This is a genomic window from Nonomuraea sp. NPDC049709 (assembly GCF_040674815.1).
GTDB lineage: Bacteria > Actinomycetota > Actinomycetes > Streptosporangiales > Streptosporangiaceae > Nonomuraea.
Genome location: NZ_JBFANM010000024.1, coordinates 40,195 through 56,598, shown reverse-complemented (window position 1 = coordinate 56,598; position 16,404 = coordinate 40,195). Strand labels below are relative to the sequence as shown.

The following is a 16,404-nucleotide window of genomic DNA, read 5'->3' as shown; positions in this document are numbered from 1 at the left end:
CGTCGGGGTCGTGGGATGACGTGGCCGGGGGTTACCGGCGGTCCACTGTGGCCACGCCGGCCTCGAACGCGAAGAGCACCAAGGCGACCCGGTCGCGGCACTGCAGCTTCGACAGCAGGTTGCCGATGTGGGTCTTCACCGTGCCTTCGGCCATGTGCAGCCGGGCCGCGATCTCGGCGTTGGTGGCGCCGGACGCGACCGCGTCGAGCACCTCGACCTCCCGGGGAGTGATCAGCCCGAGGCGCTCGTCGGGGGCGGCCGGCCCGCCCGGCAACCGGTCGACGAAGTGAGCGATCAGCCGCCGGGTCGCGGACGGCGCGACGACCGAGCCGCCGGCGGCAACGCCGCGGACCGCCGCCAGCAGCTCCTCCTGGCGGGCGTCCTTGAGCAGGAACCCGGCCGCGCCGGCGCGCAGCGCCGCGAACACGTACTCGTCCAGATCGAACGTGGTCAGGATGAGCACTCGCGCCGGATGCCCGAGCCGGGTCAACCGCCTGGTCGCCTCGACGCCGTCCATGACCGGCATCCGGACGTCCATCAGTACCACGTCGGCGTCGACGCCTTGCAGCTTCGTGACGGCTTCCCGGCCGTCACCGGCCTCACCCACCACGGTCAGGTCGTCCTGCGTCTCGATCATCATCCGCAGCCCGGCGCGGACCAGCCGCTGGTCGTCGACGAGGAACAGGCCGAGCGTCATCCGCCCGCCGATCCCGTCGCACGGTGCGCCGGCAGGACCGCGTGCACTTCGAAGCCGCCGCCGGCGCGAGGGCCGGCGGTCAGGGTGCCGTCGTGCATCTGGACCCGCTCCCGCATCGCCGCCAGGCCCGTGCCCCGGCCGTCGGTGGCCGACGCCGCGCCGTACCCGTCGTCGCGGACGACGAGGTCGATCGCCCGCTCGCCGATGTCGAGCCGTACGTCGACCGCGGCGTCAGGCCCGGCATGCCGCAGCACGTTGGTCAGACTCTCCTGGACCAGGCGGTAGACCGTCATCCCGGCCACCGGGCCGACGTGCCGCCGGTTGCCGACGACCCGCAGCCGGACCCGGCCGTCGAGCCGGGACACCAGCTCGTCGATGTCGCCGATCCCGGGCGCCGGCCGGTAACTGGCTTCCGGTCGGTCGGCCGCCGCCGGTCCGTCGCCGCGCAGCATCGCGACCAGCTCCCGCAGGTCGTCGAGGGCCTCCCGGGCCGTCTCAGCGATGGTCTCCAGGATCTCCGGGGCACGCTGCGGGTGCCGCGCCGTCAGCGCCCGGCCGCCCTCGGCCTGGACCGCGATGACCGACAGCGAGTGCGCGACGATGTCGTGGACCTCCCGGGCCACCGCAGTGCGCTCCTCGGCCGCCGCCGCCTGGCCGGCACGTTCGTGCTCGGCCAGCGCCAACCGCTGCCGTTCGGCGCGTTCCCACTCCTGCCGCGCCCGAAGCTCCTCCCGCTCGCGGGTCCGCCGGCCGGCGACGAACGCGGCGACGACGACGGCGCCGCTGCCGGCGATCGCGGTCACCCAGTCCCTCAGGGTCGGCAATTCGGGACGGCTGGTCAGCCACCGGGCCGGCCCGACCACCGCCCCGGTCAGCGCCACCGCCAGAGCGGCCCGGGCCGGCCAGATCCTCGACCAGCGGGCCAGGCTGTGCACCACGACCGGCACCGCCACGACCGACAGCGTCGGATCGGCCAGCACCACGACGTGGACCACGGCCGCGACGGTCGACGCGGCCAGCGCCGCCCACGGGTGGGCCCGGCGCAGCACCAGCGGGGCGCACATCGCCACGACGAGCACCGTGTTGGGCAGGTGCGGGTAGACGGCGATACCGGCCGCGGCCAACCCGACGGCGAGCCGGGCGTCGAGGAGCAGGAGGCCGGCGGGGTGGGCGTCGAGGAGCAGCCGGCCGGCGGCGGAGCGGTGCGGAGAAGGCATGGCGCACACCACCGTAGACGAGATCGGACCCGCCGCCATCCGACCACGGTCGCAGTCAGCCGGCTGCGACGTATCCGCAGATCGCTGCGGGCCCAGCCCTTCGATCGCCTGGTTGGTGGGGTGCGCCCGGATCAGCGGGCGTCGAAGGCGGTCCTCGAGTCCAGGATGCCGGCGGCGTTGTCCTCCGCCCAGCCGGCCAGGGCGCGGACGACCTCCAGCAGGCTGAACCCGCGCGGGGTCAGCGCGTAGTCGACTCGCGGCGGCTTGGTGTCGTGGACCGTCCGTGTCACCAGGCCGTCCCGCTCCAGCCCCCGCAGTGTCGCGCTGAGCATGCGTTGGGTGATGGGCTCGCTCATCCGGCGCAGCTCGTTGAACCGCCGGGTGGTGTCGCCCAGCTGGCAGATGACGACCACCGACCACTTGTCACCGATCCGTTCGAGAACGTCGCGAACCAGGTCGCGGCCCTGCTCGCACAGATCGGCGGCGGTGTCGTCCAGCTCCGTGATCGGATGCGCCATGTCGCCCAGTATACGAGAGATACCTGGTTCCGCACAGGGTGGTTCTTTCGGGGATACCTGGGCACGTTGAAGTGCTCTCTTGTCACGTTCGCCGCAGCGCTGTCAAGGTACGAAATGCGAACCAGGTATACAAAGAGAACCATCTTGGAGCTGCGACTATGCGAGCAATCGGATTGTATGAGTTCGGCGGGCCCGACGTGCTGCGGGTCGTCGACCTGCCGGAGCCGCATGCCGGGCCCGGTGAGGTACGGGTGCGGGTGCGCGCGGCCGCGGTGAATCCGGCGGACACGCTGCTGCGCTCCGGCGTGCACGCGCGGGCCCTTGCCGGGGTGCCGGCTCCGTACGTGCCCGGGATGGACATCGCCGGCGTGATCGACGAGATCGGCCCGGGGGCGGAGACCGAGCTGTCCCCGGGCGAGCCGGTGATGGCCATGGTGATGCCGCTCGGCCCGGCCGCAGGCGGCTACGCCGAGTACGTGGTGCTGCCGGCCGGCTGGGTCGTCCCCGCGCCCGCGGGCACCGATCACGCGGCGGCGGCGACGCTGCCGATGAACGGGCTCACCGCGCAGTTGACGCTCGACCGGCTGGCGCTCGCCCCCGGCTCGGTCCTGGCCGTGATCGGGGCCGCCGGGACGCTCGGCGGGTACCTGGTCCAGCTGGGCAGGCACGCGGGGCTGACCGTGGTCGCCGATGCCGCGCCCGCCGACGAGTCCCTGGTCCGCCTGTCCGGCGCGGCCGACGTGGTGCCCCGGGGGTCCGATGTCGCCGGACGCATCCGGGACCGGTATCCCGACGGCGTGGCCGCGATCGCCGACACCGCGCTGGTCGGGCCGCGACTCCTCGACGCCGTACGTGACGGTGGCACGTACGCCCGGTTCCGTAGCAGCGGGGAGCCCGGCGCCCACGAGGTCGACGGCAACGGCCGGATCACGGTGCGGACGCCGTTCGTCCCCGACTACGCGGGCCGGACCGACAAGCTGCACCAGATCCGCCGGCTGGCCGAGGCCGGCGTGCTCACCCCGCGCATCGCGGCGACCCTCCCCGCCGCCGAGGCGCCCGCCGCGCACCGGCGCCTGGAGGCCGGCGGGCTGCGCGGCCGGCTCGTGCTCACCTTCTGACATCACTCACCATCACTGACAAGGAGTTAGCAGTCATGTCCGCACGTTTCGCAGGGAAAGTCATCCTGATCACCGGCGCCACCTCCGGCATGGGCCGTGCCGCCGCCGAGCGGATCGCGGCCGAGGGCGGGCGAGTCGTCCTGGCCGCACGCGGCAAGGACGCCGGCGACGCGCTGGCCGCCGAGCTGCGTTCCGCCGGAGGCGAGGCCACCTTCGTACCCGCCGATGTGACGGTGGAGGCGGAGGCGGCGGCGCTGGTCCGGCAGGCGGTCGAGCGGTACGGCCGGCTCGACGGCGCCTTCAACAACGTCGGCGCCGCCACCGCGATCGGCCCGGTGACCGACATCGGGGGCGACGCCTGGCAGGCCGACCTGGCGCTCAACCTCAGCAGCGTCTTCTTCGGCCTGAAGCACCAGATCCCCGCGCTGCGGGCCGCCGGCGGCGGCGCGATCGTGAACAACGCTTCCGTCCTCGGCGTCACCGGAGCGGCGGGCATGGCCTCCTACAGCGCCGCCAAGCACGGCGTGGTCGGGCTCACCCGCTCGGCGGCGCTCGACGTGGCCACGGCCGGCGTACGGATCAACGCCCTGGTCACCGGCGGCGTCGACACCCCGCTGACGCGGGCCAACCTGGGCCCGACGCCGGAGGAATCCCTGCGCGCGGCCGCGGCGATGCACCCGCTCGGCCGGATCGCCCAGCCGGACGAGATCGCGGCGTTCGTGGCGTTCCTGCTGAGCGACGAAGCCAGGTTCATCACCGGGGCCGCGCTCGCGATCGACGGCGGGATGACCGCCGCCTGACGAGCGGCGGCGAACGATCGAATTCATGCTCCGTGACTCCGTCACGGCAACCGCAGGAGGGTTCACCACATGAACGCGACAGGCAACGACGACGCGTTGCGGCGCCTTGTCGACATCGAAGAGATCAAGCAGCTCAAGGCGCGCTACTTCCGGTTCCATGACACCAAGGACTGGGACGGATGGCTCAGGCTGTTCACACCGGAGATCCACCTCGAAGTCGACGGGACGGTGCTCCGCGATCCCGCCGAGCTGGTCCGCATCACCAGCGGCTGGAACGGGAACGCGATCGCGGTCCACCGGGGCTTCATGCCCGAGATCGACATCACCGGTCCCGACACCGCCACCGGTGTCTGGAGTATGGACGACTATCTCGAATGGCCCGAGAAGGACGGCCTGCCGCAGGGAATGCGGGGCTACGGGCACTACCACGAGGAATACCGGAAGATCGATGGCAAGTGGCTGATCAGCCGCTTGCGCCTGGATCGCCTGAAGCTCGAGGTCTTCGAGGGCGGCCTGCCTCCCGTGTGAGGTCGATCCAAAATGCCGGTCTTTTGAGCGTTCTCCTTGCGCGACCGGAGGTACTCGTGTTTGAGTACTCATATGCGAGCAACCCGTCTGTTCATCCTCGGCGCCCTGGCCGACGGCGGCCCCATGCACGGGCACCGGATCCGGGCCGCCGCGCAGGTGGACCGGGTCGAGCTGTGGGCGGACGTCAAGCCCGGGTCGCTGTACGGCGCGTTGCGCCGGATGGCCGACGAAGGCGTGGTGGAGGTGGTCCGCACCGAGCAGGAAGGCAACCTGCCAGCCCGCACGGTGTACGGCATCACCGGCAAGGGCCGGGCGGAGCTGGTCTCGCTGATCAGATCCGTCCTCGCCGACACGAAACTCCGGCCGGATCCGATCCAGCTGGTGCTCCTGCACGGCGGCGAGATCGGCCCCGACGAGCTGCGCGCCGCCGTCCAGCGGCGGCGCGACGCCTACGCCACCCAGCTCGGCTTCTGGCGCAACCTGCGCACCGAGGCCGAGCCGTACCTGACCAGGCTGGAGGCCGTCGCCTTCGACTACACCCTGATGCGCCTGGAGACGGAGCTGGCCTGGCACGACCGGCTGCTCGCGGAGCTCACGGACACGACCGGACAGCCCTGACGGCTTCGGGCGCGCCTCGAAGCCGCGCCCTCTACCAGGAGGCGGGAACCATGTCCCTTCGGCGCCTGAACGTCGCCGTGATCGGCGGCGGGATCGGCGGGCTCTGCCTGGCGCAGGGCCTGAGACGCGCCGGCGTGCCGGTCACCGTGTACGAACGCGACCGCACCGCCGACTCACGGCTCCAGGGCTTCCGGCTGAACATCGATCCGGCCGGGAGCCTCGCCCTGCACGCCTGCCTGCCACCCGCCCTGTGGGAGCTGCTGGTGGCCACCGCCGGCGATCCGGGCCCCGGCATCAGCTTCCTCGACGAACGGATGCGGCCACTCGTGCGCATCGGCCGGAACGACCGCGAACCAGACCCGCTGGACCCCACGACCGGCCGGCACGCGGTCAGCCGCGTCACCCTGCGCAGGCTGCTGCTGGCCGGCCTGGACGACGTCGTCCGCTTCGGCAAGGAGTGCACCGGCTTCACCCCGACGGACGACGGGACGGTCACGGCCACGTTCGCCGACGGCACCACCGCGACCGCCGACGTGCTCGTCGCGGCCGACGGTGCCGGCTCCCGGGTATGGGCGCAGCTCCACCCCGCGGCCGGCCGCGCCACCCTGCCCGCGACGGCCGTCGCCGGCAAGCTCTTCCTCACCGAGGACACCCGGCGATGGCTGCCGCAACGGCTGCTGGCCGGCATGAACGTCTTCTGGCCACCCCGCGACTTCCTGTTCACCGCGATCTTCCACAGGCGCGAGGCCCCGGCGTCGATCGCCGCCCGGCTCGGCGACCGGGTACGCGAGCTCGGCCTGGACCCCGACCGCCTGCTGGCCGACGCGCATGACGACGACTACGTGCTGTGGGCTTTCATCGCGCACCGCGACTCCCTGCCCGCGGACTTCACGCCCAAGGCCCAGGCCGATCCGGCCGCGGTGCGCGAACTGCTGGCCCGGCGGACGGCCGGCTGGCATCCCGACCTGCGCCGGCTGCTCGCCGACTCGACCCCGGACACCCTCTACCAGACCGAGTTCAGCGCGGCCGTCCCCCTCCGGCCGTGGCAGACGGGCAACGTCACCGGGCTCGGGGACGCCGTGCACCACATGCCCCCGGTCGGCGGGCTCGGCGGCAACACGGCGCTGCGCGACGCGCACCGGCTCTGCGCCGCGCTCACCGCCGCCGACCGCGGCGACATGCCGCTGCGGCAGGCGTTGCACGCGTACGAGGCGGAGATGCTGCGCCACGGGTTCCGGACCGTCCGCGAGGTCGTCCGCAACACCGGCGCCGCGATCGCCCGCAGCCCCGTCAGACGGTCGGCGAGCCGGTGGTTCTTCCGCGCCTGCGGAGCCGTCCCGCCCCTCGGCCGGGCGGTGTTCGGGGAGCACTGACGTCGCCGCCCGCGCGGGAGAGAACGACTCCGGCGATCGCGAGGCCGCCGCCCGCGATTGTTCCAGCCGACCGGGTTCGAGCCGACCGGCTCGGCCGGCCGCACCGCGCCGGGGGACGTCGACCGCACGGGGACCCCAGGAGCGCCGCCGCGGCGTGCTCCGTTCCGCCGGCCTTCCGGCCCGCCCGCCGGCTCGACGACGTGATCGTCAGGGGCGGACGCGGGCGACGCCCGCCAGCACCCCGCCCTTGGCCAGGCCCGGCGGCACGTACGGGTCGTCGTTGCGCCAGTCCTGGACGGGTACGACCCCGGGCTCCAGCAGCTCCAGCCCGTCGAAATAGCCTCGTACGGTCTCGCGGTCGCGCCAGGCGATGGACCCCGACGCGGAGCGCCGGTAGACGCCCTGGGCCTCGGCCATCTTGTCGGCCTCACCGGCCTCCGGCTCGATGTAGCTGTGCGAGATCACCAGGTGGCCACCGGGCACCAGGGCGTCGCGCAGGGTGGCGACGATCGCGGCGACCTCGTCGTCGTCCTGGAAGAAGTGGAAGACGGCGGCCACGACGATCGCGACCGGGCGGCTGAAGTCGAGGTGGGCCGCCGCGGCCTTCAGGATGTCCGCGGGCCGGTGCAGGTCGCCGTCGAGCACGAAGGTGTCGGGGTTGTCGGCGAGCAGGGCCTGGGCGTGGGTCAGCACGATCGGGTCGTTGTCGACGTACACGACCTTCGAGCCGGGTGCGGCGCGCCGCGCCACCTGGTGCACGTTGTCCTGCGTGGGCAGGCCCGTGCCGATGTCGAGGAACTGCCGCACTCCGGACTCGGCGATGTGCCGTACGGCGCGAATGAGGAAGCCCCGGTTGGCGCGGGCCATCTCGCGCACGTCGGCGCCGCTCTCGCGGGCGAGCCCGACGATCTGCTCGGCCGCCTCCCGATCGGCGTGGAAGTTGTCCTTCCCGCCCAGGTAGTAGTCGTACATCCGCGCGACACTGGGAATCGTGGGGTCGATGCCCGGTGGAGCCTGCTCGTCCGCCATTGCCCTGCCTTCCTCGCCTGCACGGGATCATACGAGGAAACCCGGCCTTCTTGTGATCTTCCACCGCAGAATCCGCGCCGTTCACCGGATCGCCCGCGCTCAGGCGCGCGCCCAGGCGAGCACCTGAGCCGCCAGGTCCCCGCCCGACTCGAGCCCCGACTCGCACCCCGACTCGAACACGGTCGGGATCAGCGCGCGCCCCTGAGTGGCGTCCGCCACCGCGTCGTCGATCCACTCCGGTGGCGCGCCGCGCTCCCGCAACCGGCGTACGCGCTCGTCGTCGTGGCAGTCGAGCAGCGCCCAGCGCACCGGCCCCACCCACCGCGCCCCCGGCGCGGCCTCGGCGGCGTCGGGGATCGGGCACAGCAGCAGCACGGGGTGCCCGGCCCGGCGCACCATGGTCACGATGCGCCGCCACATCCGGTCGTAGGCCGGCCACACGGGCGCGGCCGCCGGCTCGGCGATGGGCACCCCGATCAGCTCGCCGTCCTCGAGCAGCTCGTCCATGTCCATCACGGCCAGGCCGCCGGCGGCCCTGAGCAGGTGGGGGAGCAGGGTCGTCTTGCCCGCGCCGGGGGCGCCCGCGAGGAGGCGGAGAGGTGCGAGATGATCGTCCATCCGGCCGATCGTACCGGCCCGGACGCGTTGTACCTACTGGTATGTATGCTCGTCGTCATGGACACGAGGGAACGGCTCATTCAGAGCACCCGCGAGCTGCTGTGGGAGCGCGGCTACACGGGCACCAGCCCGAAGGCGATCCAGGAGCGGTCCGGCGCCGGCCAGGGGAGCATGTACCACCACTTCCACGGCAAGCCCGACCTGGCGCTGGCCGCGATCGGCCGCAGCGCCGAGGAGCTGAGGGACAGGGCGGAGGCCGCGTTCGCCGGCCCCGGCACCGTGGTCGAGCGGGTCGCGGCCTACCTGCGGCGGGAACGGGACGCGCTGAAGGGTTGCCCGGTCGGCCGCCTCACCCAGGACCACGCCGTGATGGCGGACCCGGACCTGCGCCGGCCGATCGAGGAGACCTTCGCCTGGCTGACCGACCGGCTGGCCGGGCTGCTGGCGCGGGGCCGCGCAAGCGGCGAGCTCGACGCCGGGCTCGACCCCGTGGCCACGGCCACCGCGCTCGTCGCGGTGCTGCAGGGCGGCTACGTGCTGGCTCGCGCCGCCGGCTCGGCCGACGTGTACGCCCAGGCGGTCGAGGGCGCCCTCGGCCTGCTCACCCTCCGGAAGGAGAACGCCTGACATGCCCTTCGTCCGCATAGACGCATTGACCGCCGACATCGACCGGCTCGACGCGCTCGGCCGCGCCGTGCACGACGCCCTCGTCGAGACCGTCGGCATCCCGCCCGACGACCGCTTCCAGGTCCTGACCGGCCACGACGGCAGGACCAGCACGCTGCGGTACGACGACTTCCCCGGCGTGCACCGCGACGACGGGCTCGTGTACGTCGCGATCACGCTGCGCTCCGGCCGCACGCCCGCGCAGAAGCAGGCGCTCTACCGGCGGATCGCCGAGCTCGCCCACGACTACGCGGGCACGGAGCCGCGCAACGTGTTCGTCACCCTGACCGAGAACGAGTCCGCCGACTGGTCCTTCGGCCACGGGGTGGCGCAGTACATCGAGCCGTCCTGAGGCGGACGGCCGTCGCCGCGCGCACCCTGAGGTGTGTTCCGTGGAGCTCGCAGGCCCGTGCGTAGAATGCCCGGATGCAGACGCCGCTCAGGTACGCCGCCGCCGGCTCCGTGCTGGCCGCGCTCCTCGTCGGTGTCGGACCCGCCCGGGCCGAGCCGCCCACCTGGCACGACCTGTTCCCCGGGCTGCCCCGCGACCTTCCCCACCAGGCCGGAGGGCCCGTCATCACCGACGGCCGCCACCTGCCCGGTACGGTGCCGCCCGGCGTGTACCTGGCCTCGGCCGGCCACTGCCGTTTCACCTTTGAGCTGACCCGCGAGGCGCGGCAGGGGAACCGGATCACGCTGTCGGCGGACACCTCCGGACCGGAGCCGCGCGGCCCGAAGCACCTCATCGTCCACGAAGAGGGCGAGGACGGCATCATCGCCGCGTACGTCCTCTCCGGCGGGTGCGAGTGGAGGCGGGTCGGCGGCGTCGAGGACGCGCGGCGGTGGTTCAGCGAGTACGCCGGCTCCTGACGGGCCGGTCAGCGGTGCGGCCGTGACCCGGGGCCGGCTCGCCGAGCCACCGGTCGAACCACGCACGCGTACGCCGGAGCACGTCGAGCCGGTGGCCGCGCTCCCTGAACGCGTGCCCCTCTCGCGGGTAGACCACGAACTCGTGCTCGACGCCGAAGCGCAGCAGCGCCCGGTGGAAGAACGTCGCCTGGCCGAGGGGCACGTTCGTGTCGTTCTCGCCGTGCAGGATCAGCACCGGCGTACGGACCTTCGAGGCGTACGAGATCGGGCTGAGCTCGTCATGGCGGTGCGGCCCCGGCCCCTCCCAGCCGACGCTGCCGCCCAGCCCCGCCTCCAGCGTGCCGAGCTCCCCGGTCGCCGCCTGCATTCCCCAGTCGCTGATCCCGGCGCCCATGATCGCCGCCCTGAACCGATCGGTCTGCCCCACCGCCCAGGCCGCCATGAAGCCGCCGTGGCTCCACCCGCCGATCCCGAGCCGATCCGGATCCGCGACCCCGGCGTCGATCAGCGTGTCGATCCCGCTGCTGATGTCGGACCATTCGTCCAGGCCGACCCGGCCCGCCACCGCCGCCGCGAACGCGTGGCCATGGCCCTCACCGCCACGGGGATTGGGCAGGAAGACCGCGTACCCGGCGGTCGCGAGCCACTGCCCCGGGGGGAACGAGCCACCGCCGAACTCGTCGGCGTGCCGCGCGTACGGGCCGCCGTGCACCAGGGTGACCAGCGGGAAGGGGCCGTCCTGGCGGCGCCGGCCCGGCGGCAGGATCAGCAGCCCGTCGAGGCCGAGCCCGTCACCGGCCCGGTAGGACAGGCGTTCCTGCGCTCCCCACCTGATCCGGCGCAGCTCCGGCGTGGTGTCGCCGAGCCGGATCAGCGGGCCGGCGGGCGGTCCGGAGTGGACGCTGCGCGGAGCGTGGGCGGTGCTCGCCACCACCGCGATCGCCGCACCCGAGCGGCTCGCGGTGAGCGAGTCGAGCCGGCCGGCCCTGGTGGACACGCGCTCGAAGCGCCGCGAACCGGGGTCCAGCCGGTATACGGCGGTGTCGAGCCCGTCGGCGAACAGCGCCAGCGCGGAGCCGGACGCGGTCTGTGCCAGCTCGGCGGGGCAGACGTTCATGTCCGAGGTCAGGTTGCGATGCTCACCCGCCGGGCCGGAGACCGCGACGTCGAACACGGCGCAGCCGCCGACCGGACCGGGCGGGGTCACCGCCAGATAGGCCACGTGCCAGCCGTCCCGCGCGAGCCACCAGCAGGGCGAGCGGGCCTCGAGCTCGACCCCGCCGAGACCGCGGACCGCCCCGGTCCCGGGATCCACCACGTGGAGCTCGGCGGTGTACGTGCCGGGATCGACCTCCGGGCACGCCCAGCTGATCACCGCCAGCGGGCCGCCGTCCGGTCGCTGGACCGCCTCGACGACGTGCCGGTCGCCGAGCCCGTCCACCGCCCGCAGCTCGCGCGTGCCGAGATCGAGCAGGCGCAACCGGTCGTTGCGCCCGCTCTTCCCCCACACCAGCGCGTCGCCACACCCGTCCGCGTCGTCGGGCTCGTCCGTGGCGATCACGGCGACCGTCCGGCCGTCGGCGAGCGGCTCGTGGCCGGAGATCCTGCCCCGCCAGGTGGTCAGGGGCTCGGACGCGCCGCCGTCGAGGCGTACCCGGTGCAGTTGCCCGTCCGACCGGAAGAAGATCGACATCGAGTCCGGCGCCCACCTCGGAGCGCCCTCGCACCCCGTGCCGCAGGGCAGCCGCGCGGGAGGCGAGCCTGCCGACGCCACCCACAGCTCGCCGGCCGGGGCCGGCACGTACGCGACCCGGGAGCCGTCCGGGGAGATCACCGGGGACCGTGGCAGGGCGGCGTCGACGAACAGCTCGGCGGTGACCTGCGGCGTGCGGTCGGTCACGCCGGGGACCGGTCCGTTCGCAGGAAGTCGGGGGCCGCGCCGTTCCAGGCGGGGGCGTTCAGCGTGTTCAGGGCCGTGACGATCTTCCGCTCCTCGTAGGTGAAGTGTGACTCCAGCAGCGCGGCCAGGCCGTCCAGCTCGGCCCGTACGTCCCGGGGCCGTGCCGCCGCGTCCGTGTCCAGGGTGTCGAGCAGCTCTTGCAGCTTGCGGAGGATCTCGCTGACCTGGTGGTGGTCGCGGGTCAGCTCCTCCAGCACGGGGCGCAGCTCGGGGAACTGCTCGGCGAGGGTGGGAAACGCGGCGGCGTCCTCGCCCGTGTGATGGCGCTCCAGGGCGGAGCAGAAGGCCAGGCAGTGAGCCCGGAGGTCGCGGGGGCGTCCGGCGTGGCCCGCCAGGTGGGCGTCGATGCCCTCGCGGAGCCCGGCCAGCTCGTCGCGGAGCCAGGAGTGCACGCTGATCAGCTGATCGCCGAAGGCCTTGAGCCGGTGGTCGGGGGTCACGCGTGTCCCACACGCCAGACGACGTCGTCGAGGAAGCTCTCGATGGCCGTGGTCACCCGCCCGAGCGCCTCGGTGCTCTCGTGCAGGGGGCCCGGCAGCATCAGGCCGTGGTCGCCGCCGTCGATCTCCAGCACGTACGGCGTGAGCTCCCGCGCCACCGCCCCGTCCCAGGAGGGGTCCGCCGTGCCGCCGATCAGCAGGAACGGCGCCGTGGCCCGGCGCAGCGCGTCCAGGCAGGCGGGCCGGGTGATCAGCGGTGTCAGCCACACCGCCGGCAGGCCGCGATCCGCCGCCACGGCCGCGCCGAACGAGCCGAGCGACTTGCCGATCAGCAGCGGCCCGGGCAGCGGCTCCACGACGGGTTCGACCTGCCCATGGACCCAGGACGGCCACTCCTCCAGGGGATGGTCCTCCGGCGCGGCCCAGCGGATCAGTTCGAGGCGGGCACCACGACGGGCGGCCGCCTGGCCCGCGTAGAAGAGCATGCCCACCTGCGGTCCGTAGTTCCGGCCGGGGATCACGACGGCGTGCCGGTCCTGCCGTGCTTGGCTCATGAGCGAACGCTATCGGCCTCCCGCACCGGCACTCCAGCCCCGGGCCGGCGGGACAGGCGGGCGCGGACCCAGCCGGTGATCGACGGCCCGCCCGCGAAGCACCACAGCGCGATCACCGGGTCGCAGATCGCGCAGCCGAAGGAGGAGTGCTCGGCGAAGGGCAGGATGGGGCTGCCCTTCAGGTGGTGCACCACGTCCCAGGCGGTGTGCAGCAGCCAGCCGATGCCGATGAAGGTCCAGCTCTCCAGCCCCCGGTACGCCACGTAACTCATGACGACCGGCAGGACGAACTCCCAGTAGCCGAGCCCGCCGCCGCTGAGATAGGCCGCGCCCGCGCCGCCCACCACGACGGCATTGAGGCGGCGCCGGTGCGGCTCGGGGACCAGGGACATGCAGCAGACGGCGATGAGGCCGATCACGATCGGCATGATGAAGGACAGCATGGGAAGCGACATTCCGTTCTGCGAGCAGGTGTGATGGGGGCGTCGTCAGCGGGGGCGGACCTGGTCGGCTCGCTCCGCCGTCGCGGCCGGCCGCCGGACGGCCAGCCGCCGCACGGCCAGCAGCCCGCCGATTCCCGGCAGCAGCGCCAGGCCGGTCGTGGCCAGGGTGCGCCGCGGGTCGCGGGCGGCGGCGATGACGGTGAACAGGTACGCGCAGCCGTGGAGGGGGCCCATGAGGGAGGAGACAGCGGGCAGGTGCGCGGTGGCGAGGTTGCCCAGCAGGATGACGAGCGAGCCGAGCTCGACCGCGGCGGCGATGCGCAGGGGCTGTCCGGTACGGCTCACGCTCACACTCCCGTCGTGGAGCCGGGGCGGACGATCATCAGGACCGTCACGATGGCCCAGAGCAGGTTGAAGACGCCGGTGAGCATGCCCAGGCGGGCCGTGGCGGCCCGTACCGTCGAGGTGCCGGTGCCGGTGCCGGTGCCGGTGCCGGTGCCGGTGCCGGTGTCGGTGTCGGTGCCGGTGTCGGCCAGGTCGGTGAGGAGGCGCTCCTGGCCGGGGAGGACGAGCAGCGCGAGGACGCCGGCCGCCGCGGCGGTGAGCACGATCGAGGTGATCAGCCACGCGTCGGTGAGGACCCCGAGACTGCCGGCAGTGGCGAAGCCGAAGACCGGCACGGCCAGCCCGACGACGGAGTAGACGCGGCAGATGCGGTGCAGCAGCCGCGCGGAGGCGAGGGCGGGCGAGACCGGCCCGTCCTCCTGGGCGCGGCGCACCGCCGTCGGGAACATGCTGGCCGCCACGGTCACCGGACCGATGGCGATGATGGCGGCCAGGACGTGTACGGAGAGGAAGAGCTTCGTCATCGGCCGGCCCCGGACCCCCTCTGCCCGGTCACCTTGGTGGCGTTCCGGACGACGTCCATCGGGTCGGAACCATCGAACAGAACCGCTTGAGCACGCATACGTGCAGCTCCAATCTCCGTGTGGCGGAATCGTGCGGAGCAAGGCTAGAACGGCCGTCCGTCGGCGCCCCATGGGCTGAATCGACAATTTCCAACGGGTTCTCGCCACCCGGCACGGCCTGGAAAATTTGGCCAGGCAACTGCCTGACCTGCTCTTTCGTGGATGGCGAGTTCTCGCCTACCGTGTCCCCATGCACACGGTGGCGGTCCTGGCTCTGGACCATGTGGTGGCGGCCGACATGGCGACCCCGATCGAGGCGTTCGGGCGTGCCCGGCTGGCCGACGGGCGCCGCCCGTACCGCGTCCTGGTCTGCGCGGCCACGCCGCAGGTGGTCACCGACACCTTCACGATCATCGCCCCGCACGGCCTCGAGGCGCTCCGGGAGGCCGACACGATCATGGTGCCGGGCTGCTCCGAGCAGGGCTCGCCGCCCGGGCCCGAGGTGCGCGACGCCCTGCGCGCCGCGGCGGCCGCCGGCACCCGGATCGCCTCCATCTGCGCGGGAGCGTTCACCCTGGCCGAGGCCGGGCTGCTGGACGGGCTGAGCGCGACCACGCACTGGGTGGCCGCCCACCGGCTGGCCGAGCGGTTCCCGCTGGTGGACGTGCGGCCCGACGTGCTGTACGTCGACAACGGGCAGATCCTGACCTCCGCCGGGGCCGCCGCCGGTCTGGACCTGTGCCTGCACATCATCCGGCGGGACCTCGGCTCGGCGGTGGCCGCCGACTCGGCCCGGCTGTCGGTGATGCCTCTGGAGCGGGAGGGCGGGCAGGCGCAGTTCATCGTGCACGCCCAGCCGCCCGTGCCGCAGGGGTCGCTGCTGGAGCCGGTGCTGTCCTGGATCGAGGACAACCTCGCTCAGGAGGTCACCCTCGCGGACATGGCCGTGCGCGGCGGGCTCAGCGAGCGTACGTTCAGCCGGCGGTTCCGGGAGCACACCGGCACCACGCCGCTGCAGTGGCTGCTGCGGGCCCGCGTACGCCGGGCGCAGTTCCTGCTGGAGACCACCGACCACGGCGTCGAGCGCATCGCGGCGCAGGCCGGGTTCGGCTCGGCGACCGCCTTCCGCGAGCGGTTCAAGCGCGTTGTCGGCGTCACCCCGCAGTCCTACCGCGCCTCCTTCCGCGCCGCGCCGGATCCGGGCGGCAGGGTGAGCCGGCCTTGACCGTGTCCCGGTCCCGGGAGGCGATGGCCGGGAAGGGGGTCAGCGGGTGGCCGGCGGGTCCTCCCAGTCGAGGGGGACGCCGAAGGTCTCGTGCAGGCCGGTGCGGCCCGCGTCCGTGAGCTTGACCACCCGCCGGGCCCGTCCCCGGCGCAGCCAATCCAGCGCGAACAGCCGGTTCGCCAGGGCCGCGCCGAGCGCCCCCGCGAGGTGGTGGCGGTTCTCGCCCCAGTCGACGCAGTACCGGATCGCCGGCCGCCGCCGCGAGAACTCCTCGGTGGTGATCCCGAACGCGCCCAGCTCGACGAGACCGGCGGGGGTGATCCGGTAGCTCCCGTCGGTGCCGGCCAGCACGCCCCCATCGACCAGCGCGGCCAGCAGCGCCACCCCGAGCCGCCCGGCCAGGTGGTCGTAGCACAGCCGGGCACGCAGCAGCGCGTGGGCGCGCACGCTCTCGCCCAGCGACCGGACCGGCAGCGGCCGGGCGATCCTGGCCAGCTCCTCCAGCGCCCGCGCCACGTCGGTGCTGGCCAGGCGGTAGTAGCGGTGGCGGCCGTCATGCTCGACGGTGAGCAGCTTCGCCTCGCGCAGCCGCGCCAGGTGACCGCTGATGGTGGACACGCTCACCCCGGCCTCCGCGGCCAGCGCTCCGGCCGGCAGCACCCCGCCGTCGGCCAGCGCGCGCAGCACCTTGGTCCGTGACGGATCGCCGATGGCCGCCGCCACCTCGGCGATGTCGGTCTCCGATGCCGAGTCCCACATCCCGCCAGTGTAGGACGACGACATTTCGGCGTTCACCGTAGTACTTCAGTCCAAGACTGGAAC

Annotated in this window: 21 protein-coding genes; 9 read left to right on the top strand and 12 right to left on the bottom strand. The window is 73.4% G+C overall.

The annotated features are described in order from the left end of the window. Positions 1-31: 31 nt before the first annotated feature. From AB0J69_RS24765 to AB0J69_RS24755, 3 genes are all read right to left on the bottom strand, one after another. Positions 32-697 (bottom strand): response regulator transcription factor, encoded by a 666-nt coding sequence (locus AB0J69_RS24765; RefSeq protein WP_364121478.1) that lies wholly within the window; start codon positions 695-697, stop codon positions 32-34. Continuing rightward, positions 694-1,914, bottom strand: a complete 1,221-nt coding sequence (locus tag AB0J69_RS24760) for a histidine kinase (RefSeq protein WP_364121475.1) — start codon at positions 1,912-1,914, stop codon at positions 694-696. Before AB0J69_RS24760 ends, AB0J69_RS24765 begins: the two co-directional genes overlap by 4 nt. Before the next feature lie 131 nt (positions 1,915-2,045). After that, the gene (locus AB0J69_RS24755) at positions 2,046-2,432 is read right to left on the bottom strand and encodes a helix-turn-helix domain-containing protein (protein WP_364121472.1); all 387 of its coding nucleotides are present in this window, start codon (positions 2,430-2,432) and stop codon (positions 2,046-2,048) included. Positions 2,433-2,590: 158 nt separating this feature from the next. On the opposite strand from AB0J69_RS24755, the gene AB0J69_RS24750 reads away from it, so the two are divergent. The 5 genes from AB0J69_RS24750 to AB0J69_RS24730 all read left to right on the top strand — a co-directional run bounded on the left by AB0J69_RS24750 (position 2,591) and on the right by AB0J69_RS24730 (position 6,869). Continuing rightward, positions 2,591-3,550: an NADP-dependent oxidoreductase gene (locus tag AB0J69_RS24750; protein WP_364121469.1), complete on the top strand. Its 960-nt coding sequence runs from the start codon at positions 2,591-2,593 to the stop codon at positions 3,548-3,550. A gap of 35 nt (positions 3,551-3,585) precedes the next feature. After that, positions 3,586-4,350 (top strand): SDR family oxidoreductase, encoded by a 765-nt coding sequence (locus AB0J69_RS24745; RefSeq protein ID WP_364121466.1) that lies wholly within the window; start codon positions 3,586-3,588, stop codon positions 4,348-4,350. Positions 4,351-4,419: 69 nt separating this feature from the next. Next, positions 4,420-4,878 carry a nuclear transport factor 2 family protein gene (locus AB0J69_RS24740; RefSeq protein WP_364121463.1) on the top strand — a complete coding sequence of 153 codons (459 nt, stop codon included), beginning with the start codon at positions 4,420-4,422 and terminating at the stop codon, positions 4,876-4,878. A gap of 72 nt (positions 4,879-4,950) precedes the next feature. Next, positions 4,951-5,496 carry a PadR family transcriptional regulator gene (locus AB0J69_RS24735; RefSeq protein ID WP_364121460.1) on the top strand — a complete coding sequence of 182 codons (546 nt, stop codon included), beginning with the start codon at positions 4,951-4,953 and terminating at the stop codon, positions 5,494-5,496. A gap of 50 nt (positions 5,497-5,546) precedes the next feature. After that, positions 5,547-6,869 carry an NAD(P)/FAD-dependent oxidoreductase gene (locus tag AB0J69_RS24730; protein ID WP_364121457.1) on the top strand — a complete coding sequence of 441 codons (1,323 nt, stop codon included), beginning with the start codon at positions 5,547-5,549 and terminating at the stop codon, positions 6,867-6,869. 207 nt (positions 6,870-7,076) lie between these two features. Here AB0J69_RS24730 and AB0J69_RS24725 read toward each other — a convergent pair whose 3' ends face one another. After that, positions 7,077-7,898: an SAM-dependent methyltransferase gene (locus AB0J69_RS24725; protein WP_364121455.1), complete on the bottom strand. Its 822-nt coding sequence runs from the start codon at positions 7,896-7,898 to the stop codon at positions 7,077-7,079. A 99-nt stretch (positions 7,899-7,997) separates the two neighbouring features. Then, on the bottom strand, positions 7,998-8,516 hold the full coding sequence (locus AB0J69_RS24720) for a hypothetical protein (RefSeq protein WP_364121452.1): 519 nt from the start codon (positions 8,514-8,516) through the stop codon (positions 7,998-8,000). Between the two features lie 57 nt (positions 8,517-8,573). Between AB0J69_RS24720 and AB0J69_RS24715 the strand changes: the two genes are divergently transcribed. From AB0J69_RS24715 to AB0J69_RS24705, 3 genes are all read left to right on the top strand, one after another. Then, a complete protein-coding gene (locus AB0J69_RS24715; RefSeq protein WP_364121450.1) occupies positions 8,574-9,143 on the top strand; it encodes a TetR/AcrR family transcriptional regulator in 570 nt (189 codons plus the stop codon). Between the two features lies 1 nt (position 9,144). After that, entirely contained in the window at positions 9,145-9,534 is a 390-nt protein-coding gene (locus AB0J69_RS24710) for a tautomerase family protein (RefSeq protein ID WP_364121447.1), read from the top strand. Positions 9,535-9,608: 74 nt separating this feature from the next. Next, positions 9,609-10,052, top strand: coding sequence for a hypothetical protein (locus AB0J69_RS24705; protein WP_364121445.1), 444 nt, complete (start codon positions 9,609-9,611; stop codon positions 10,050-10,052). On the opposite strand, the gene AB0J69_RS24700 is transcribed toward AB0J69_RS24705, so the two are convergent. The 6 genes from AB0J69_RS24700 to AB0J69_RS24675 are packed head-to-tail and all read right to left on the bottom strand — an operon-like array spanning position 10,030 to position 14,318. Beyond that, positions 10,030-11,952, bottom strand: a complete 1,923-nt coding sequence (locus AB0J69_RS24700; RefSeq protein ID WP_364121443.1) for a S9 family peptidase — start codon at positions 11,950-11,952, stop codon at positions 10,030-10,032. The two genes, AB0J69_RS24705 and AB0J69_RS24700, sit on opposite strands and share 23 nt — an antisense overlap. Continuing rightward, a complete protein-coding gene (locus AB0J69_RS24695) occupies positions 11,949-12,452 on the bottom strand; it encodes a hemerythrin domain-containing protein (RefSeq protein WP_364121440.1) in 504 nt (167 codons plus the stop codon). Before AB0J69_RS24695 ends, AB0J69_RS24700 begins: the two co-directional genes overlap by 4 nt. Then, positions 12,449-13,006 carry a hypothetical protein gene (locus AB0J69_RS24690; protein WP_364121437.1) on the bottom strand — a complete coding sequence of 186 codons (558 nt, stop codon included), beginning with the start codon at positions 13,004-13,006 and terminating at the stop codon, positions 12,449-12,451. The genes AB0J69_RS24695 and AB0J69_RS24690 overlap by 4 nt, the downstream gene beginning before the upstream one ends. Further along, positions 13,003-13,449 carry a DUF6010 family protein gene (locus AB0J69_RS24685; RefSeq protein ID WP_364121434.1) on the bottom strand — a complete coding sequence of 149 codons (447 nt, stop codon included), beginning with the start codon at positions 13,447-13,449 and terminating at the stop codon, positions 13,003-13,005. The genes AB0J69_RS24690 and AB0J69_RS24685 overlap by 4 nt, the downstream gene beginning before the upstream one ends. 45 nt (positions 13,450-13,494) lie before the next feature. Continuing rightward, the gene (locus AB0J69_RS24680) at positions 13,495-13,794 is read right to left on the bottom strand and encodes a hypothetical protein (RefSeq protein WP_364121431.1); all 300 of its coding nucleotides are present in this window, start codon (positions 13,792-13,794) and stop codon (positions 13,495-13,497) included. Positions 13,795-13,796: 2 nt separating this feature from the next. After that, on the bottom strand, positions 13,797-14,318 hold the full coding sequence (locus tag AB0J69_RS24675) for a hypothetical protein (protein ID WP_364121429.1): 522 nt from the start codon (positions 14,316-14,318) through the stop codon (positions 13,797-13,799). A gap of 289 nt (positions 14,319-14,607) precedes the next feature. On the opposite strand from AB0J69_RS24675, the gene AB0J69_RS24670 reads away from it, so the two are divergent. After that, positions 14,608-15,582, top strand: a complete 975-nt coding sequence (locus tag AB0J69_RS24670; protein WP_364121427.1) for a helix-turn-helix domain-containing protein — start codon at positions 14,608-14,610, stop codon at positions 15,580-15,582. A 39-nt stretch (positions 15,583-15,621) separates the two neighbouring features. Here AB0J69_RS24670 and AB0J69_RS24665 read toward each other — a convergent pair whose 3' ends face one another. Continuing rightward, on the bottom strand, positions 15,622-16,341 hold the full coding sequence (locus tag AB0J69_RS24665) for a helix-turn-helix transcriptional regulator (RefSeq protein ID WP_364121425.1): 720 nt from the start codon (positions 16,339-16,341) through the stop codon (positions 15,622-15,624). Between the last annotated feature and the right edge of the window lie 63 nt (positions 16,342-16,404).